The sequence below is a fragment of the Rhizobium sp. 2YAF20 genome, assembly GCF_052114685.1.
Classification (GTDB): domain Bacteria; phylum Pseudomonadota; class Alphaproteobacteria; order Rhizobiales; family Rhizobiaceae; genus Rhizobium.
Genome location: NZ_JBFRFF010000020.1, coordinates 91564 through 106503, shown reverse-complemented (window position 1 = coordinate 106503; position 14940 = coordinate 91564). Strand labels below are relative to the sequence as shown.

15 protein-coding genes and 1 pseudogene are annotated in these 14940 nt (G+C 56.7%); 7 read left to right on the top strand and 9 right to left on the bottom strand.

Going from position 1 to position 14940, the window contains the following annotated elements; all coding sequences use genetic code 11:
* The first annotated feature begins 466 nt into the window (after window positions 1-466).
* Together AB4Z52_RS21470 and AB4Z52_RS21465 are read left to right on the top strand one after the other, a co-directional pair.
* Window positions 467-1126, top strand: coding sequence for a TetR family transcriptional regulator (locus AB4Z52_RS21470; protein ID WP_442219938.1), 660 nt, complete (start codon window positions 467-469; stop codon window positions 1124-1126).
* Between the two features lie 364 nt (window positions 1127-1490).
* Window positions 1491-2579, top strand: a complete 1089-nt coding sequence (locus AB4Z52_RS21465; RefSeq protein WP_442219937.1) for a porin — start codon at window positions 1491-1493, stop codon at window positions 2577-2579.
* A 107-nt stretch (window positions 2580-2686) separates the two neighbouring features.
* Here the strand turns inward: AB4Z52_RS21465 and AB4Z52_RS21460 are convergent, their stop codons facing one another.
* Window positions 2687-3139: an RrF2 family transcriptional regulator gene (locus AB4Z52_RS21460; RefSeq protein WP_442219936.1), complete on the bottom strand. Its 453-nt coding sequence runs from the start codon at window positions 3137-3139 to the stop codon at window positions 2687-2689.
* 245 nt (window positions 3140-3384) lie between these two features.
* On the opposite strand from AB4Z52_RS21460, the gene AB4Z52_RS21455 reads away from it, so the two are divergent.
* A complete protein-coding gene (locus AB4Z52_RS21455; protein ID WP_442219935.1) occupies window positions 3385-3750 on the top strand; it encodes a MarR family winged helix-turn-helix transcriptional regulator in 366 nt (121 codons plus the stop codon).
* Window positions 3751-3964: 214 nt separating this feature from the next.
* Here the strand turns inward: AB4Z52_RS21455 and AB4Z52_RS21450 are convergent, their stop codons facing one another.
* Window positions 3965-4588, bottom strand: a complete 624-nt coding sequence (locus tag AB4Z52_RS21450; protein ID WP_442219934.1) for a hypothetical protein — start codon at window positions 4586-4588, stop codon at window positions 3965-3967.
* 171 nt (window positions 4589-4759) lie between these two features.
* The gene (locus AB4Z52_RS21445; RefSeq protein WP_442219933.1) at window positions 4760-5230 is read right to left on the bottom strand and encodes a transposase; all 471 of its coding nucleotides are present in this window, start codon (window positions 5228-5230) and stop codon (window positions 4760-4762) included.
* A gap of 346 nt (window positions 5231-5576) precedes the next feature.
* On the opposite strand from AB4Z52_RS21445, the gene AB4Z52_RS21440 reads away from it, so the two are divergent.
* Entirely contained in the window at window positions 5577-5780 is a 204-nt protein-coding gene (locus tag AB4Z52_RS21440) for a cold-shock protein (RefSeq protein ID WP_442219932.1), read from the top strand.
* A gap of 460 nt (window positions 5781-6240) precedes the next feature.
* Here AB4Z52_RS21440 and AB4Z52_RS21435 read toward each other — a convergent pair whose 3' ends face one another.
* From AB4Z52_RS21435 to AB4Z52_RS21420, 4 genes are all read right to left on the bottom strand, one after another.
* Entirely contained in the window at window positions 6241-6852 is a 612-nt protein-coding gene (locus AB4Z52_RS21435; RefSeq protein ID WP_442219931.1) for a hypothetical protein, read from the bottom strand.
* 163 nt (window positions 6853-7015) lie between these two features.
* Window positions 7016-7462: a SyrB-like regulator gene (locus AB4Z52_RS21430; RefSeq protein ID WP_442219930.1), complete on the bottom strand. Its 447-nt coding sequence runs from the start codon at window positions 7460-7462 to the stop codon at window positions 7016-7018.
* 167 nt (window positions 7463-7629) lie between these two features.
* Window positions 7630-8001, bottom strand: a complete 372-nt coding sequence (locus AB4Z52_RS21425) for a HipA domain-containing protein (RefSeq protein ID WP_442219929.1) — start codon at window positions 7999-8001, stop codon at window positions 7630-7632.
* A 191-nt stretch (window positions 8002-8192) separates the two neighbouring features.
* On the bottom strand, window positions 8193-9920 hold the full coding sequence (locus AB4Z52_RS21420; protein WP_442219928.1) for a peptidoglycan D,D-transpeptidase FtsI family protein: 1728 nt from the start codon (window positions 9918-9920) through the stop codon (window positions 8193-8195).
* A gap of 202 nt (window positions 9921-10122) precedes the next feature.
* Between AB4Z52_RS21420 and AB4Z52_RS21415 the strand changes: the two genes are divergently transcribed.
* Window positions 10123-10314: a GntR family transcriptional regulator gene (locus tag AB4Z52_RS21415; RefSeq protein ID WP_442219927.1), complete on the top strand. Its 192-nt coding sequence runs from the start codon at window positions 10123-10125 to the stop codon at window positions 10312-10314.
* Window positions 10315-10348: 34 nt separating this feature from the next.
* The gene (locus AB4Z52_RS21410) at window positions 10349-11116 is read left to right on the top strand and encodes a pyrroline-5-carboxylate reductase (RefSeq protein WP_442219926.1); all 768 of its coding nucleotides are present in this window, start codon (window positions 10349-10351) and stop codon (window positions 11114-11116) included.
* A 387-nt stretch (window positions 11117-11503) separates the two neighbouring features.
* Here the strand turns inward: AB4Z52_RS21410 and AB4Z52_RS21405 are convergent, their stop codons facing one another.
* Complete coding sequence (locus tag AB4Z52_RS21405; protein WP_442219925.1) at window positions 11504-12535, bottom strand: IS110 family transposase; 1032 nt, start codon at window positions 12533-12535, stop codon at window positions 11504-11506.
* A 130-nt stretch (window positions 12536-12665) separates the two neighbouring features.
* Window positions 12666-13991: pseudogene (locus tag AB4Z52_RS21400) on the bottom strand (aspartate aminotransferase family protein); the annotation flags it as partial.
* Between the two features lie 142 nt (window positions 13992-14133).
* Here AB4Z52_RS21400 and AB4Z52_RS21395 point away from each other — a divergent pair.
* Window positions 14134-14682, top strand: coding sequence for a cupin domain-containing protein (locus AB4Z52_RS21395; protein WP_442219924.1), 549 nt, complete (start codon window positions 14134-14136; stop codon window positions 14680-14682).
* Window positions 14683-14940 lie beyond the last annotated feature (258 nt).

Genomic DNA, 14940 nt, shown 5'->3' with positions numbered 1-14940 from the left:
GAAACTGCCCCGGCAGTCGACAGTTGATATAAGACATTCAGCTCTGCGAACGTAAGCATCTTGTCCTCGAAGAGGTTCGCGATGGTCGCGAGAACGATCTTCGCCGCCGTTACCGCAAGCGGATCTAGCTCAAATCCGGCATCCTCAGTCGGCTCGATGCAATGCTGTCCATCCATTGCGTTGCTCCTTGTCATAAGGGGCGCTGGCGCTTTCGGCTGGGCGACCCGGAGAAGAAAGGTCGCCGGTCCCCGCATCAGGGGCCGGCCTCGGTCTTTGCGAGTGGTGAAGCGAGCGCTGCGGTCTGCCGCGTGAACGGTCCCCTAGTCTCGAGCGAGCAGAAGCCATTGGTGCCGACAACGACAAAGCGTGCATCGCGAACATTCCTCGAGATATTGCAAAGCAGTATACATACATACTACACGTATGTAAATGATCGACATGGTATGCTGAACAGAACTGCGCCAATATGAACATGCGAAAGAGCCCCGCAGCTGGTATGGAGGATGATATTGGCTCAAGGAATCCAATGAGACGGACAAAAGAAGAGGCAGCGGAAACGCGACGGCAAATCCTTCGATCGGCGGAGGACGAATTTCTCGCGCGGGGCTACGAAAATGCCAAACTGGAAGACATAGCTACCGCGGTGGGGGTAACCCGCGGCGCAGTGCACTGGCATTTCAAGAACAAGCAAGGCCTACTATATGCGTTGCGCGATGAAGCAAAACGGCCATTCATGGAACTGGCCGAACGTTTGGCCGAGGAGGACACGGGTCAGCCTCTTGATGCGCTTGGTGACGTGATATGCGGAGTTTTTACGCGATTGAGCACGGACCCCCGTCAACGGGGGATGTTGCAGGTGATGTTTCGTTTGGATGCCACGCCAGTTGGTGGCCCCAGCGCAGATCCATTCCGACAAGCATTGCTAGACGCAATGACTAAGGTTCTTGAAATAGCAGAGCAACGCCAGGGTCTTCCGGCTCCCTGGACAGCGAAAGCAGCTAGCGCCGCCATGCGCGGCATAATCGAGGGACTACTGCTAGAATGGTCTCGCGGAGAGCTCGAGTTCGAATTGCTGCCTCACGGTCAAGCCGTAATCCGCACAATCTTGACGAGTTGGAAAATCTGATCGCGAAGAGGATGAACAAGACCATATGCTGACTTCAACCTACTCGCTTGATGCTCCGTCTTTTCCCGGAGATCTTCGTCGAAGGGCCTCTATGACTTGAACCATTGCCCTTTTCCCGCGGGACGCCATGCCGTTCAACAGCATGGATGTTGGCATAGAGTTGCCGATCTGCAACAGCTTGGGAAATCTCCCTCGACACGCGATCTTTGAATGTACTTAATATTGATACATTACGGCGAATATGCATATTCGAAGCGGCGGTAGCTCCGCACTTCCCGACAGGGCTGATTGAAATTGGGCAAGGTGAAACGTCGATTTCCGGCGCGAGAAACTGCGCCCATTTAAAAAACGGATTGGACCAACCATGAACTTGAAAACGCTTCTCTTGGCGTCTGGGGCCGCACTCGCTGCTGCCTCTGGGGCGCATGCTGCTGACGCGATCGTCGCAGCTGAGCCGGAACCTCTTGAATATGTCCGTATCTGCGATGCCTACGGCGCTGGTTATTTCTACATCCCCGGCACTGAAACCTGCCTGAAAATCGGCGGTGAAGTGCGCTCGGAAGGCGAATGGCACGATGCCTATAACCCGAACGGCAAGGTTGGTACGCTGTGGCACACCCGCGCCGAGCTTAGCATCGACACAGCCAGGGACACCGAATACGGCGCGCTGAAGACCAACACCGTTTTGCGTTGGGACTGGAATGACGGCAACGATACGAAGACAAAGCTGCTTTTCGCCAATATCAGCCTAGGCGGGTTTACCGTTGGCAAGCTCGACTCGCAGTTCCTCCTCTACCAGGGCTATGCTGGCGACGTCATCAACGACGACGTGATCTACGACGGACCGTACGAACTCAATCAGCTGACCTACAAGTACGACCCCGGCAACGGCTTTACCGCCATGATCTCGCTGGAAGACAGCAATTCCGCGAGCGACCAGTCCAGCTATGGCGGTGCCTGGAAGACATCCAAGGGCGATCACTACGCTCCCGACGTTGTCGCAGGTCTCGCCTACAAGAGCGGCATCTGGGGGATCAACGTTGTCGGTGGTTACGATTCGATTGTCGAAGAGGGTGCGATCAAGGCGCGCGTCGATGTCGACTTCGGTACTTTCTCAGTCTATGCGATCGGCGGCTGGAACACCGATGGCGACAAGCTAAACAAGTATGCAGGCTCCAATCTTGATGAAAGCTCGTGCCCTCCGGGTCGTGGCGATCTTTGCGGCTGGGGTGACTGGGCAGCATGGGGCGGCGTGGCCGTTCCGTTCAACGACAAGCTGAAGTGGAACCTGCAGGTCGCTTATACCGACTCGAAGATTTTCGCCGCAACGACGAACTTGAAGTTCAATCCGGTCAAGGATCTCTTGGTCGAGCCAGAGGTGTCCTACACCAACTGGGATTCCGTCAACCAGGATCAGTGGGCCGGCATCCTGCGCTTCCAGAGAAGTTTCTGATCCGATTGACCTCCGATCAGTGACTTGAGAGGGGTTCGGTTTCCCTGCCGGACTCCTTCCAGCTGTATGTAGACCCAGGAGACGGAGGGGTCGACCCGCCGGCAGACTTAATTGGTGATTTCGACCCCGCTGGCGGTCGGGCGAACATGAAGCTCATCGACGCTGTCCTGCACACTTATGTCGTCAAGCATATCCATAAGGGTCTGTTCCGCTTTGCTGCACAGGTCCTGGGAGAACAGCGCAATGCGTTCCGTCAGCTTGCATTGGCCGGAGACCCCCTCCCGAGCGCTCCAAACCGCCTTGTCGTTTGTCACCAGTCGGTAGATTTCGCCCAGGCTGATCGAGGCCGGGGGGCGGCCAAGCCGCAGACCGCCGTTGTTGCCTTTGGAAGGCGACACGATCGACGCCGCAATCAGCGGCGACAGCAACTTCCTTACGAACGAAGGATTGGTATTCAAGGTCTCTGACAAAGAACTGCTCGTGGATCGCACGTTCTCAACATCGTTTAGGGCAATGCGGATCACGACATGCAAGGCCGTCGAGAATCTAGTGTCGATCATGTGGCATTGTCATCCTTCCAACCGTCACCGAGCGGCCCATGTGGTGACCAAAAAGAAAGCCGACGGGCAGCCTTGCAATCCGTTCGGACGTACCTATGCGTTCCACAGTTAACTAGCAATCTCACGACGAAATCAAGATTCAAAATTAAAGGTTCGTAATGTACGCAGACCAACCCTGGGGTGACAATCTACTATTCGAGATGTTCAATTGTGCAAGACTGGTTCGCAGGCACCTGGAAACAAGGATGGCTGCGCATTATGATGGCCTGACATTTGGAGACGCTCAGGCGCTCGCGGCAATAGCAACGGAACAGCCGATGCAACAAGGCCGCGTCGCCGCGCGCTTGCTGATCAATCGACCGACTGCCACCGAGACGATAAATCGCTTAGAGAGGTTCGGCTTGGTGGAGCGTCGTCACGAACCAGCGGACCGCAGAATGTTATACATACACGTTACGGACAAAGGGACCGACGTCTTCAACGCGATCTTTGCGGAGATTTCTTCTATGGAGGTGGCACTCCATGCGAACCTCACTTCAACGGAACGCAAAGAACTGCGCTCTTCCCTTTTGGAGATGCGCAAGCGCTTGAGTTTAAATCACGACGATTAGGTGGTTCGATCTCAACGACCATCGGATGGACGACTTGCGCGCGCAGCAACCGATCTGTTCACCTAGGCTTGCAAAGCCATCCGACATCAATTGGATGTGAGGCCATAATGACAACTCCGAGCCGACCGCGCGGGCTTGCGTTCGGTAAGGCTGGAAACTGAGCTAGCAGCAGTAGCGTCGCCATTGCTTAAAGCATGCCCTGTCTGTCTTCGTCTCACCCCGGACTGTCAACGGCATCGAACCGCTCAAGCATTCTTCTGATCTGCACGTTTTCGGCACAAAGGACTTCGGCCAGCATCTTCCTGAGCCGTTTGTTTTCTAGTTCGAGCGCCGCCACCTCTTGAACAGAAACGGCATCCGCGGCAGTCACTGACTGCGCGCTTAAATTCACGTTGAGGCGGTCCTCGCCATTGATCGCTTGGGTGACAGTACGACGAGCACGTTTTCGAGCTGTGGCTTTCAAAGGTTTGCGAGGCTGCTGCACTCTCTGGCTCACGGGTGCTTGCGCAATGGTGTCCACAGCCGCCAAATTGTCCTCATGCTGCTTCGACGCCTTCGCCTCTTCTTTGTCGACAGCCAGCAACGTCGAATGTGCAGCGTCGCTATCATCTCCGGCTGCTCTGGGTGAGCCCGAATTCAATGGTTCAGGCGATATGTATCCATCATCAACTGACGAACCGAGCGTTTCATTCGGACCGAACAGATGCGGCGCGTCATCTTCGGCTTTGCGGACAAACGCTTTGAGGTCGGTATCACCCCAAATCGACTTCGTCTCCGCTCTTTGCTGGCGTCGCCCCGATTTGAATTCAACAACGAAGTTCCGTTGTGGCGTTTTCATATGCTGTTCAACCTAATCAATCCACACAGCCACGCTGATCAACGCAGCCTCGCTCCTGTTGCGGAGCTATATATTGTCTTATCGCTCGGCTCAATCGACTATAGAGGGCAATGATCGATGCAGAACACGGACCGCTCAGGAGGCTCCCTTGTCGGGTTGGGTTGGGTTGGGTTAGCTTAGTCCCAGCCTCTTGCGCAGGTCAGCGTTTTCCGCGCGCAGTTTTTCCGCTAGGACCTTGCGGAGCCTCAGGTTCTCCTGTTCGAGTTGAACAAGATCTGCCAGCTCATCGCCGGCCGGGACTGGCTTGGGGTCAGTCTGCTCAACGGGGTTCGTGGCTCGTTTCCAGTTATAGTAGGTTTGCTCCGATATGCCGGCGGACTTGACGGCGTCCTTGAGAGTGCTGATGCCTTTGCTGACCTGAGTATTGATCAACGCGAGCTTCGCCACCCGTTCGTCGGCGCCATAGCTTTTGGCACGCGGGGTCCGGGTGTCTGCCGCCACGGCTTCGGTAGCAGCCCGCACCGGTTCAACAGGCATCTTTTGACGCCGTGGCGATCTCTTCTTTTTGTCAGTCGTTGCCTTTGCCTTAGGATCCGTACCCGCAACCACGGTCATCGGTTCGACGTTATTCTCGTCTGCCATTTATTTGCCCTCTCTAGCGATCGTCTGTTGTCGGCTGGCTGAACCAAAGAGTCAACATGACGCCCGTCTGCTTCAAACTTGCGTGCTGCGAACGTCCGCCGTTTTGCCGGTATGTTGATTGATTGATACCAAGAGTTCCAACAGCGGCCTTTCGAAAAGGCTCCGGTCATGTTCCCCATAGTTTCAGCTTGATGCCATCAATTTTGCTCGCTGATGCCAAGCCACTTGAAGAGTTTGGCGGCTCGAGGCAGTGCTACAGAAAACTCCTAACCGTTGATAGGCAAGCATTCGCGCTATAGGTTGGTTGCGCGAGTCGAATGACCACGGGAAGTGGAGAGGAACTGTCATGCCCATCGGTACTGTTAAATTTTTCAATGACGACAAGGGATTTGGCTTCATTACACCTGAAAATGGTGGAACGGACGTGTTTGTTCACGTGTCTGCTTTGCAGCGAGGTGGCTCGCTCAGAGAAGGCGACAAAGTCAACTTCGAGGTTGGCCAAGATCGCAAGACAGGGAAGTCGAAGGCCGAGAACGTTAGCGTGCTCTGATCATACTGGTGGATGCTGTGTTTCCGGTCTTGGCCATCGCCGATCTTCACATGAGGTAGGTCACGTCCGCGACGCGGCGCCAAACGCAAAAAAGAGATCCGCGGAACGTGTGGCGCGGATCTCTTTTCCAGCAAAAGTGATGCACTGCTACGTACGACATGTGCTGCACATATGCCCTTGCAGCCAATTTACCATGTGCCCGCCCTATCAAGAGTGGGTTAATTGCAACGCCGACCAAGCGCAGGTTTGTTCACCCGACCAGCGTGCTGGCTCGCTGTCCGTGGGCATGAACAGCCAAGCGAAATCTTCCTGCAAGTGTCCAAATCGATTGGTCATCCATAGGGTCAATGATGTCGATCAGCGCTCCGGCCAAAGAACACCCTCAATCCAGTCCTTGCGAAAGATCGAGACGCCCATCAAACGGCGCCGTGACGTCTTCTTCGTCTAGAAGACACCGGGATCACGAAACGTCGAACCGCTCAAGCATCTTCTTTAGCTGAAGGTTCTGCAAATAGAGCTTTTGAGCCAGCTGGCTTTTCAGCTGGTTGATTTCCGCGTCAAGGCCAGCCACGTCATCTAAGAACGCACTTTTCCCGGTAGCCAAAGTTTGCGTGCTTTGATCCTCATTTGTGTCGACAGCGCTCTCAGCGACCGCGCGGGCCCGCACTCGCTTTGCGGGCGCTGGACGCTTGATCCGCTGTGTTCGTCGAAGCGGTTTGCGTGTCTCGTTCTCCTCCACCAATTCATCCGCTTCGGCACTCGAATGATCGGCCGCATCACGCGTCGATGTACTGAGCTCTCCAACATAACCCGGTGGAAGCACCTCTCCCGCGGCAGCGGGATCGACACCAGGGTCATTTGACGCGGCAGCCGTTCGATCAACCGGAACGTTCTCACCGCTATCAGGTGTGGCGGAGGCTTCGGTGGAATCTAATAGAAGCGCCGAGCGCTGTTCTACGGCGCTTGCAAAGGCCTTGGGATCGGTATCATTTTCAATCGGGCTTCCTTGCTCCTGTTCCTGCCGTCGCCGTGACGTGAGACCGACAAGGAATTTCCATGGTGACGTCTTCATAGTGTTTCCACCTTGAGCAACCTGCATTGCTATGCTGCTGCCGCCTTCGACATATCCTCAAATACCGTTCCGCCGGGCTCATAACGTGAGCCCGGCGAATTTCTCTTGTCGTCGGGCATTGACCGAGGTCGCTGTCGTAGCCGACCCGCCTGCCCCGCGATGATCAATTGAGCCCGAGCCGCTTGCGCAGTTCTGCATTTTCTGCACGCAGCTTTTCTGCCAGAGTTTTCCGAAGCCTCTTGTTCTCCTCTTCGAGTTGAACAAGATCCGCCATCTCATCGATTGCCGAAACACTCGTCTTTGCCGTTTGCTTAACGGGCTTAGCAGCCTTCTGCCTTCCGGTGCTCTTGGTGGCGTCCTTCGGCGTGCTCGTCGCATCTGTGACTTGCACCTCGACCCGCTTGAGCTTCCCTGTTCTATCTTGTTTGTCACGCTTCCCAAGATTTACTGTCGGTGACTTCGCAGTCGTCGCCCTTGATGTGGCTCGAACCGGTTCGACAGCTTCCTTTTGACGCCTTAGTGCACGCTGCTTCTTGGTCGCCGGTGCCGTAACCGGGGTATCAGTCTCTGCAACCGCAGCAATGAGGCCTGTATTGTTCTCGTCGGGCATTGGTTTTCTCCTCTGTAGCAGAGCCCTTTTCGGCTCCGCTAAGGAAGGAGTCAACACAAGCGCTACAGATCGCATTCAGTGTGGCCCCGCGGGTAGCCGCTTCTAGGGCCGCGGGCACGTTGAAGCCGCGACTAAATCAGCAATGGACTATCCTTCTGCATGGCGCATTACATCGACGTCAGTTGATCGGACGTCCGCACGTCGTGATGATCAAAAGCGGCCGCCACCCGGTCCGCCGTCGCCGACCACCGGGTCTTAAGAATATCGATCTGTCTCTCAATGACGCCAATCGACTCCTGCTCATTGAGGTGGAACTGCCCTGCGGCGGCGATGCACACCGCGAGCCTGCTCTGCCGGTTCTCGCCGGTGATAAGCATCGCCTGGCCTGCTTCATCTCCGGCCCTGTCTTGCGGGCAGATGTCATATGCAGGTGTCAGAGCAAGAGTGGTGCCATCCCAGAATGCGGCATGGTTTCTGGCGTGGTCATCGGTGTTGCCACATATAATGTTGAAGACCAGCCGGCCGAACAGCTCACGCAAAGACTGTTTGCGAGCAACGTCCCATAAATAGCGCACGAAACTAATCTATGATGATACAGCTCCATCACGCCGCTCCAGAATGAACGCCTTCTGAGCGTCCGAAAACTGCGCTGCATTCATCGTATTCCGTCCCTTTCGCAGATCGACACCGTCGCCCGCCATCGGCAGCGACCTGGCCTGCAACGCTGCGTTCAGAAGGCCGCGATCAGGTTCGTTCCGAAATCCGGCTCGACACCCAGCAGTGGTGCCGACCGCGCGATGATATCGCGCACCATGGGCGCTGCCGTATTAGTGGCGAAGGTCAAGTGATGTTCGCCGGTTAAGGGCTCATCGATAAACGACAGGATCACATATTTCGGATGATTTATCGGGAACGCGGCAAGGAAGGAATTAAAGCTCAGCTTGTGAGAGTAGACGTGGTTAATGACCTTGTTGGCCGTGCCGGTCTTGCCGCCGACATGGTAGCCGGGCACGTTGGCGGGCTTGCCAGAACCCTGTTCGCCGTTCAACTGAAACAGGTAGCGGATGACGTCGCTGGTGCTTTTCTTGACAATCATCTGCTCGGTCTTTTCGGCCTCGTCCTGGCTGCGCGGCAGGAAAGTCGGCTCGATCAGCTTTCCGTCGTCGATGAGAGCCGCACCCGCTACGGCCGTCTGCAGTGGCGTGGTGGCGACGCCGTGGCCGAACGAGATGGTAATCGAGTTGATCTTCTTCCAGACCTTCGGCTGGCTTGGCATCTTCACTTCGGGCAGCTCCGTTTGGATCTTGGAGAGCAGGCCGAAACGGGTCAGATAAGCCTTCTGGTTATCCATCCCGACGCGGTCCATCATCTTGGCCGTGCCGATGTTGGACGAGTAACGGAAGATTTCGGGGATCGACAGCACGCGACGCGGCACGTCGCGATCATCGTGGATGGTAAAACCGCCGTAGTGCAGTGGCGCGCTGGCATCGAATGTGTCGGTGAGCTTCGCCGATCCGCTGTCGATGGCCATGGCCATCGAGAATGTCTTGAATACGGAGCCCATCTCGAATGTGCCGTTCGACATGCGGTTCAGCCAGCCGTCGCTGCCGTTTGCCTGGGGGTCGTTGGGGTCGAAATCCGGGGCCGAGGCCATGGCCAGCACTTCGCCGGTGTGGATGTCGAGCACCACCGCACCGGCCGACTGGCCCTGATAGATTTTGACGGCATTTGAAACGACGTCATGGACGATGTTCTGAACGCGCAGGTCGAGCGACAGGCGCACCGGCTGCAGCGTCTCAACACCGGTCAGGCCCGTTGCGGCCAGATCGGAGAGACCCTGCTGGTCGATGTATTTCTCCATGCCGGCGACGCCCTTGTTGTCTATGTCGACATAGCCAAGTACGTGGGCAGCGGTGTTGCCACCGGGATAAAAGCGCCGGACTTCGGGACGGAAGCCGATGGCGGGGATGCCAAGGCTCAGGATTTGGCTCTGCTGTTTGGGCGTCAACTGTCTTTCAAGCCAGATGAAGTGCGAGCGCTTGTCCGCCAGCTTGCGATAGATCGCCTTGCGGTCGAGATTGGGAAAGACAGTCGCCAGCTTTTCGACAGCATCATCGGCATCCGCCAGCTTGAAAGGCTCGGCGAACAGCGAAACGGTTCTGATGTCCGTTGCCAGCAGCTGGCCATTGCGGTCGACGATATCGGGGCGGGCGGCCACGATCCCCTGGTTCGGAGGAATGCTAGAGGTCGTATCGCCCGGGTGTTCGCCGAAATAGATGAGTTTGCCGATGATGATGCAATAGAAGACAGCCAGCACGACAGCTAACGTCACCAATCTCGACTTCGCGTTAACCTGCCGCTTCTGCTTTGCCTTGGGAAGGCTTCGGTTCGAGCCAAGCTTGAAGTCAAGCTTTACAAGGCGGCCGCTATTGCTGTTCAACGCGCGAAGGATCGACATTGGGCGACTTTGCAAGACAAATTTAACCAGTGATCCCCCGTTATGACGGCAGTGGCATTAACAGCGCGTTAATTATACTCGCTGGGACAGGTCATTGCCTTTCCGAGGTAAAAATCGATCAGGTGAATTTTCTATATGCATCCCTTACTCTGCAGCTTAAAAGACAGTTGGCAGTGACTTTTGCTCGCCATCTGGACAATCTGTGCTGCTTACCGAGAGCCGCTGGCTATCGCTCCTCTCGCAAGGTTGGCGCAGCCTAAAGGCAAAAGATGTAGACCTGGCCGATGAATTGGCCCACGCGCATACGCGCCAGTTCCGGGACAATTTCATTGATTTCATGCGCGAGAACTACACCACAGACGTCACCCTGGGCACCGTTAAGGCGGCCCAGTGACCTGCGCGATACATCACGGAGATTAGAGAGCCGCATGAAACTGGGATTCATTGGAACCGGGGCGATCACCGAAGCCATCGTCACCGGCACGCTACGCTCTTCATTGGCGATTTCCGACATCAGCGTTTCGCCCCGCAGCGCTGATGTTGCCGCTCGGCTTGCTGCCAAAGATAAGCGCGTGATGATTGCGGCAAGCAATCAGGCGGTGGTCGATGCGTCGGACATCGTTTTCCTCGCCATCCGCCCGCAGGTGGCCGAAGAGGTCGTGCCGCCGCTTCGGTTTCGCAGCGCGCAATCCGTGATCAGCGTCATCGCCGCGACAGAGCGTGCCCTCTTGGAAAGATGGATCAATCAGACGGTCAAGCTGACCCAGGCGATCCCGCTGCCGTTCGTTGCAGATTGTGACGGCGTTACCGCCATCTACCCGCGCGACGACGAAACGGCAGGCATCTTTTCAGCATTGGGAACGGCCGTGGAGTGCGATACGAAGGAGGAATATGATCTACTCGCCGTCGCCAGCGCGCTCATGGGCACCTACTTTGGTGTCCTTGATAGAACGGCGGGCTGGCTTGTCGATCACGGCATGAAAGCCGAAACGGCAAAAGCCTATCTTGCTCCGCTATTTACAAGCCTCTCGCAGACGGCTTTTCAGTCCGCCAACCCATCATTCAGCCAACTTCGCCTGGAATTTTCCACGAAGGGCGGTCTGAACGAGCAAGTCTTTGCGGACTTCGATCAGAAGGGCGGCACGAAGGCGCTACTTGACGCTCTCGACCGGGTTCATCGAAGAGTCCGAGGATAGGCGGCTTTCTCAAGAAAAGCCGCCCGTCGCACTGAAGGATCAAGCCGCCCGTTGTCTAATAGCGCTCCAGGAGTCAAGGTGGTTTGGCCACACAGTATCGATACCGTATTGCAGGCATGCAAAGCGGTGTACGTTATTTGATTAGATCGAACCTCAGCGGCGTGACTTTCTGCAGAGCTATCCGGTGCCAGGAGCAGGGTTGTCTCCGCGGTCGACACATGGTCGCCGCATAATGGGTCTTCGCAGGGGGACCTTCCTATGTTTGAGGCGCAGTCTCAAGCGAGCTGCGACGGGTCTAACGGAATGATCCAACCCACGTCCGCGGCACGGACGCTCAGTGCCTCAAATCAGATTTGACGCGCTGAGGGAGGAAGGCTGGCGCTTCGCTTATGTGGTGGCGCCAGCCAATGCGTTGAATATCTCTCCTGTCTTGAGCATGCTGTGCATGATGACCGCCAGCTTTCGCGCGACCGCCACTGCGGCGCGCTTGAAGCCCAATCGCTCACGCAGCTTAAGCCCCCAGCTCTTGAGACTGCTCTCGTTCCTGGCACTGGTTCTCGTGAGGATCACCGTCGCCGCTTCGTAAAGCAGCCCCCGCAGGTGGTTGTCGCCTCGTCGCGAGATGTGGCCGTCATAATCGACCTCGCCTGACTGGTAGCGCCGCGTTGTCAGCCCAAGCCAGGCGCCGACCGAGCGCGACGTTTTGAAGTTTTCTGGCTCTTCAATCGCGGCGACATACGAGACAGCGGTGACAGCGCCGATCCCCGGGATCGTCATCAAAAGCTTCGTCTCCTGGCTCTCCCGCGCCGCTGTGAGCAATTGGCGATCAAGATCGGCCGCGCGCCTGCGTATGTCGCGCCAGGCCTCGAGCAGAGGCAATATGATCTTTGCCAGGCCGTCATTCCCATCCACCAGCTTTCTCACATTGCCATCGAATACCCGACCCGTCCCTTTGGGGACGATGAGACCGAATGTCTTCATCAGGCCGCGGATCTGATTGCTGAGCTGGGTCGAGATGCTGAGGAGCTGATTGCGAGCTGCCACCAGCGTGCGTGTCAGCATGCTATCAAAAGCCTTTACCCGGACGGCCTTGTAGAAGCCGGCTTCGGCCAGCTGGGCCAAGCCATCCGCGTCATTGGCATCCGTCTTGTTGAGCGTCTCGTTCAATACCTTTTGCGCGTGCCGCGCTTCAATGCAGATTGCCGGCATCCCCTCGGCTGTTAGCGCATGATAGAACCACGTCGACAACGGTCCTGTTTCGAAGACAACGCGCTTGGCGTGCGGGGCGTGTTTGCGGATCATTTCCGCCAAAAGTTTTGGGTCAGAGGGGCACTTGCCGCGCCAGATCCGCTTCCCGTCCTTTCGGATCGAAATCGCGGTGTCTTTCAATGAAACGTCAAGCCCTATATATTCGCCCATGGTTGCCTCCATTCGATGTTTGGGCCCGGTGCTAATCGTGAGCCCGTATTTCCATCTTATCGGGGGCAACCACCCTTACCAGCCATCTTGGATATCTGGCCTGGGACCATCGCGCCGCGATTACCCCATGTTTGAGGGCATCACCGAGAACCGAGACGATCTCGCGGATCTGTTCCTTCGTGATGATCAGTGGTGGCGAGAAGGCGATGATGTCCCCCGTCACGCGGATCAAAAGACCCTTCTCGAAGCAGTCGACGAATACGTCATAGGTACGCGATCCCGCAGCTCCTTCGCGGGACGCAAGCTCCACCCCGGCGATCAGACCGATCGTTCTGATGTCGGTGACGTGAGGAAGCCCCTTCAGGGAGTGCATGGCGTCTTGCCACTCCTGCTCAAGGTCAACCGCGCGGGTCAGCAATCCTTCCTCACGGTAGATGTCGAGCGTCGCAATCCCGGCGGCGCAGGCTGCCGGGTGACCCGAATAGGTGTATCCATGAAAAAGTTCGATCTGGCCTTCCGGCCCATGCATCAATGCATCATGCACCGTGCGGCTGACGAAGACCGCGCCCATAGGGATTGCGCCGTTCGTCAGTCCCTTGGCCGTGGTCACGATGTCGGGACGGACCCCGAAATAATCGGCTGCAAAGCCAGCACCCAGCCGACCGAAGCCGGTGATGACCTCGTCGAAGATCAGCAAAATTCCATGTCTGTCACAGATGGCGCGAAGTCGTTCGAGATAGCCTTTCGGCGGCACTAGGACGCCCGTCGATCCCGCAACCGGTTCGACGATGCAGGCCGCAATGGTCTCAGCACCATGAAGAGCGACCAGACGTTCCAGATCGTCCGCCAGTTCCGCGCCATGTTCTGGCTGGCCGCGCACATAGGCATTTCGAGCCGGGTCGTGGGTATGGCGCAGGTGATCGGAGCCAGGAAGCAGAGGGAACACCCGCCTGTTGTTGACCAGTCCTCCGACCGAGATCCCGCCAAAGCCGACGCCATGATAACCCCGTTCGCGGCCAATCAGCCGACTGCGCGTCCCCTGGCCGATCGACCGCTGGTAGGCGATGGCGATCTTCAAGGCTGTGTCGACCGATTCAGAGCCGGATCCCGTGAAGAAGATCCGATCAAGCCGGTTGCCGGGGCCGCCGGGAGCGATCTCGGCAAGACGCTCGGCGAAATCGAAGGCGATCGGGTGGCCCATCTGGAACGACGGGGCGAAGTCCAATGTCGAAAGCTGGCGTTCGACAGCCGAGGCAATCTGGCGACGTCCGTGTCCGGCGTTGACGCACCAGAGACCCGCCGTCCCGTCGAGGACGGTGCGGCCATCGGTGGTTGTGTAATGCATGCCGGAGGCGGATGACAGAAGCCGCGGGGCGGCCTTGAATTGCCGGTTGGCAGTGAATGGCATCCAGTAGCTGTCCAGAACGGCTTCGTTGGGTCGGATGTATGCGTTCATCGGAATCTCCCTTGCGATGGCGCATTGCGGTCGTGATTTACATAGCTAAACAAGTCCTTTTCTACTGACATTTAAACCATTGAATTCCCGTATGGTACCACACTATGTTTGCGATATTTCGAACAACCGGAACGGATAAATGATGTCGGTCGACATAGGAACGCGCCTTCGCCATCTGCGGCTCATGCACAATCTCTCCCAACGCGAACTCGCCAAACGCACCGGTGTGACAAACTCGACGATCTCGTTGATCGAGTCGAATTCATCCAATCCATCCGTCGGCGCCCTGAAGCGAATTCTCGACGGCATACCCATCGGACTTGCCGAATTCTTTGCATTCGAACCAGAACGACCGAGAAAGGCCTTCTATCGGTGCGATGAACTAACGGAGATAGGAAAGGGACCGATCTCGTATCGGCAGGTCGGCGACAACCTGTTCGGCCGCGGCCTTCAAATTCTGAAAGAGTGCTATCAGCCAGGGTCGGACACCGGCAAGGTTCCGCTTGTGCACGACGGCGAGGAAGGTGGGATTGTCCTGTCCGGACGCCTGGAGGTCACGATTGACGACGAGCGGAGGATCCTTGGGCCAGGTGATGCCTATTATTTCGAAAGTCATCATCCTCACAGGTTCCGCTGCATCGGGCCAGTCCCGTGTGAAGTCGTCAGCGCCTGCACACCCCCGACTTTTTGAAGCAACGAAAGTCGCGTTCCGCAATGGCCAGATACGGTCGCGGACCTCACGCGAAAAGGACCCGAGTGCTGCAACCATTTGCGAAAATGGCCCAAGCCTCGAGATCGGGAAGCCACTTCCGCCTTGTGTCTTTTCGCTGCCATTTCAATCGATCAGTTCGCGCTTGCTCATGGCAGGACTCCTTTAAGGTTGTTCGCCTTAGAAACGCGCGCGACGGCCAAAAGATGCATGTGAATCAAGATGCTAATCAGGACTCGC

What these genes read in the sequence shown, in the direction of transcription:
- AB4Z52_RS21470 (WP_442219938.1), top strand. Translation starts at nt 467, where the DNA reads ATGAACATGCGAAAGAGCCCCGCAGCTGGTATGGAGGATGATATTGGC.
- AB4Z52_RS21465 (WP_442219937.1), top strand. Translation starts at nt 1,491, where the DNA reads ATGAACTTGAAAACGCTTCTCTTGGCGTCTGGGGCCGCACTCGCTGCT.
- AB4Z52_RS21460 (WP_442219936.1), bottom strand. Translation starts at nt 3,139, where the DNA reads ATGATCGACACTAGATTCTCGACGGCCTTGCATGTCGTGATCCGCATT.
- AB4Z52_RS21455 (WP_442219935.1), top strand. Translation starts at nt 3,385, where the DNA reads ATGGCTGCGCATTATGATGGCCTGACATTTGGAGACGCTCAGGCGCTC.
- AB4Z52_RS21450 (WP_442219934.1), bottom strand. Translation starts at nt 4,588, where the DNA reads ATGAAAACGCCACAACGGAACTTCGTTGTTGAATTCAAATCGGGGCGA.
- AB4Z52_RS21445 (WP_442219933.1), bottom strand. Translation starts at nt 5,230, where the DNA reads ATGGCAGACGAGAATAACGTCGAACCGATGACCGTGGTTGCGGGTACG.
- AB4Z52_RS21440 (WP_442219932.1), top strand. Translation starts at nt 5,577, where the DNA reads ATGCCCATCGGTACTGTTAAATTTTTCAATGACGACAAGGGATTTGGC.
- AB4Z52_RS21435 (WP_442219931.1), bottom strand. Translation starts at nt 6,852, where the DNA reads ATGAAGACGTCACCATGGAAATTCCTTGTCGGTCTCACGTCACGGCGA.
- AB4Z52_RS21430 (WP_442219930.1), bottom strand. Translation starts at nt 7,462, where the DNA reads ATGCCCGACGAGAACAATACAGGCCTCATTGCTGCGGTTGCAGAGACT.
- AB4Z52_RS21420 (WP_442219928.1), bottom strand. Translation starts at nt 9,920, where the DNA reads ATGTCGATCCTTCGCGCGTTGAACAGCAATAGCGGCCGCCTTGTAAAG.
- AB4Z52_RS21410 (WP_442219926.1), top strand. Translation starts at nt 10,349, where the DNA reads ATGAAACTGGGATTCATTGGAACCGGGGCGATCACCGAAGCCATCGTC.
- AB4Z52_RS21405 (WP_442219925.1), bottom strand. Translation starts at nt 12,535, where the DNA reads ATGGGCGAATATATAGGGCTTGACGTTTCATTGAAAGACACCGCGATT.
- AB4Z52_RS21395 (WP_442219924.1), top strand. Translation starts at nt 14,134, where the DNA reads ATGTCGGTCGACATAGGAACGCGCCTTCGCCATCTGCGGCTCATGCAC.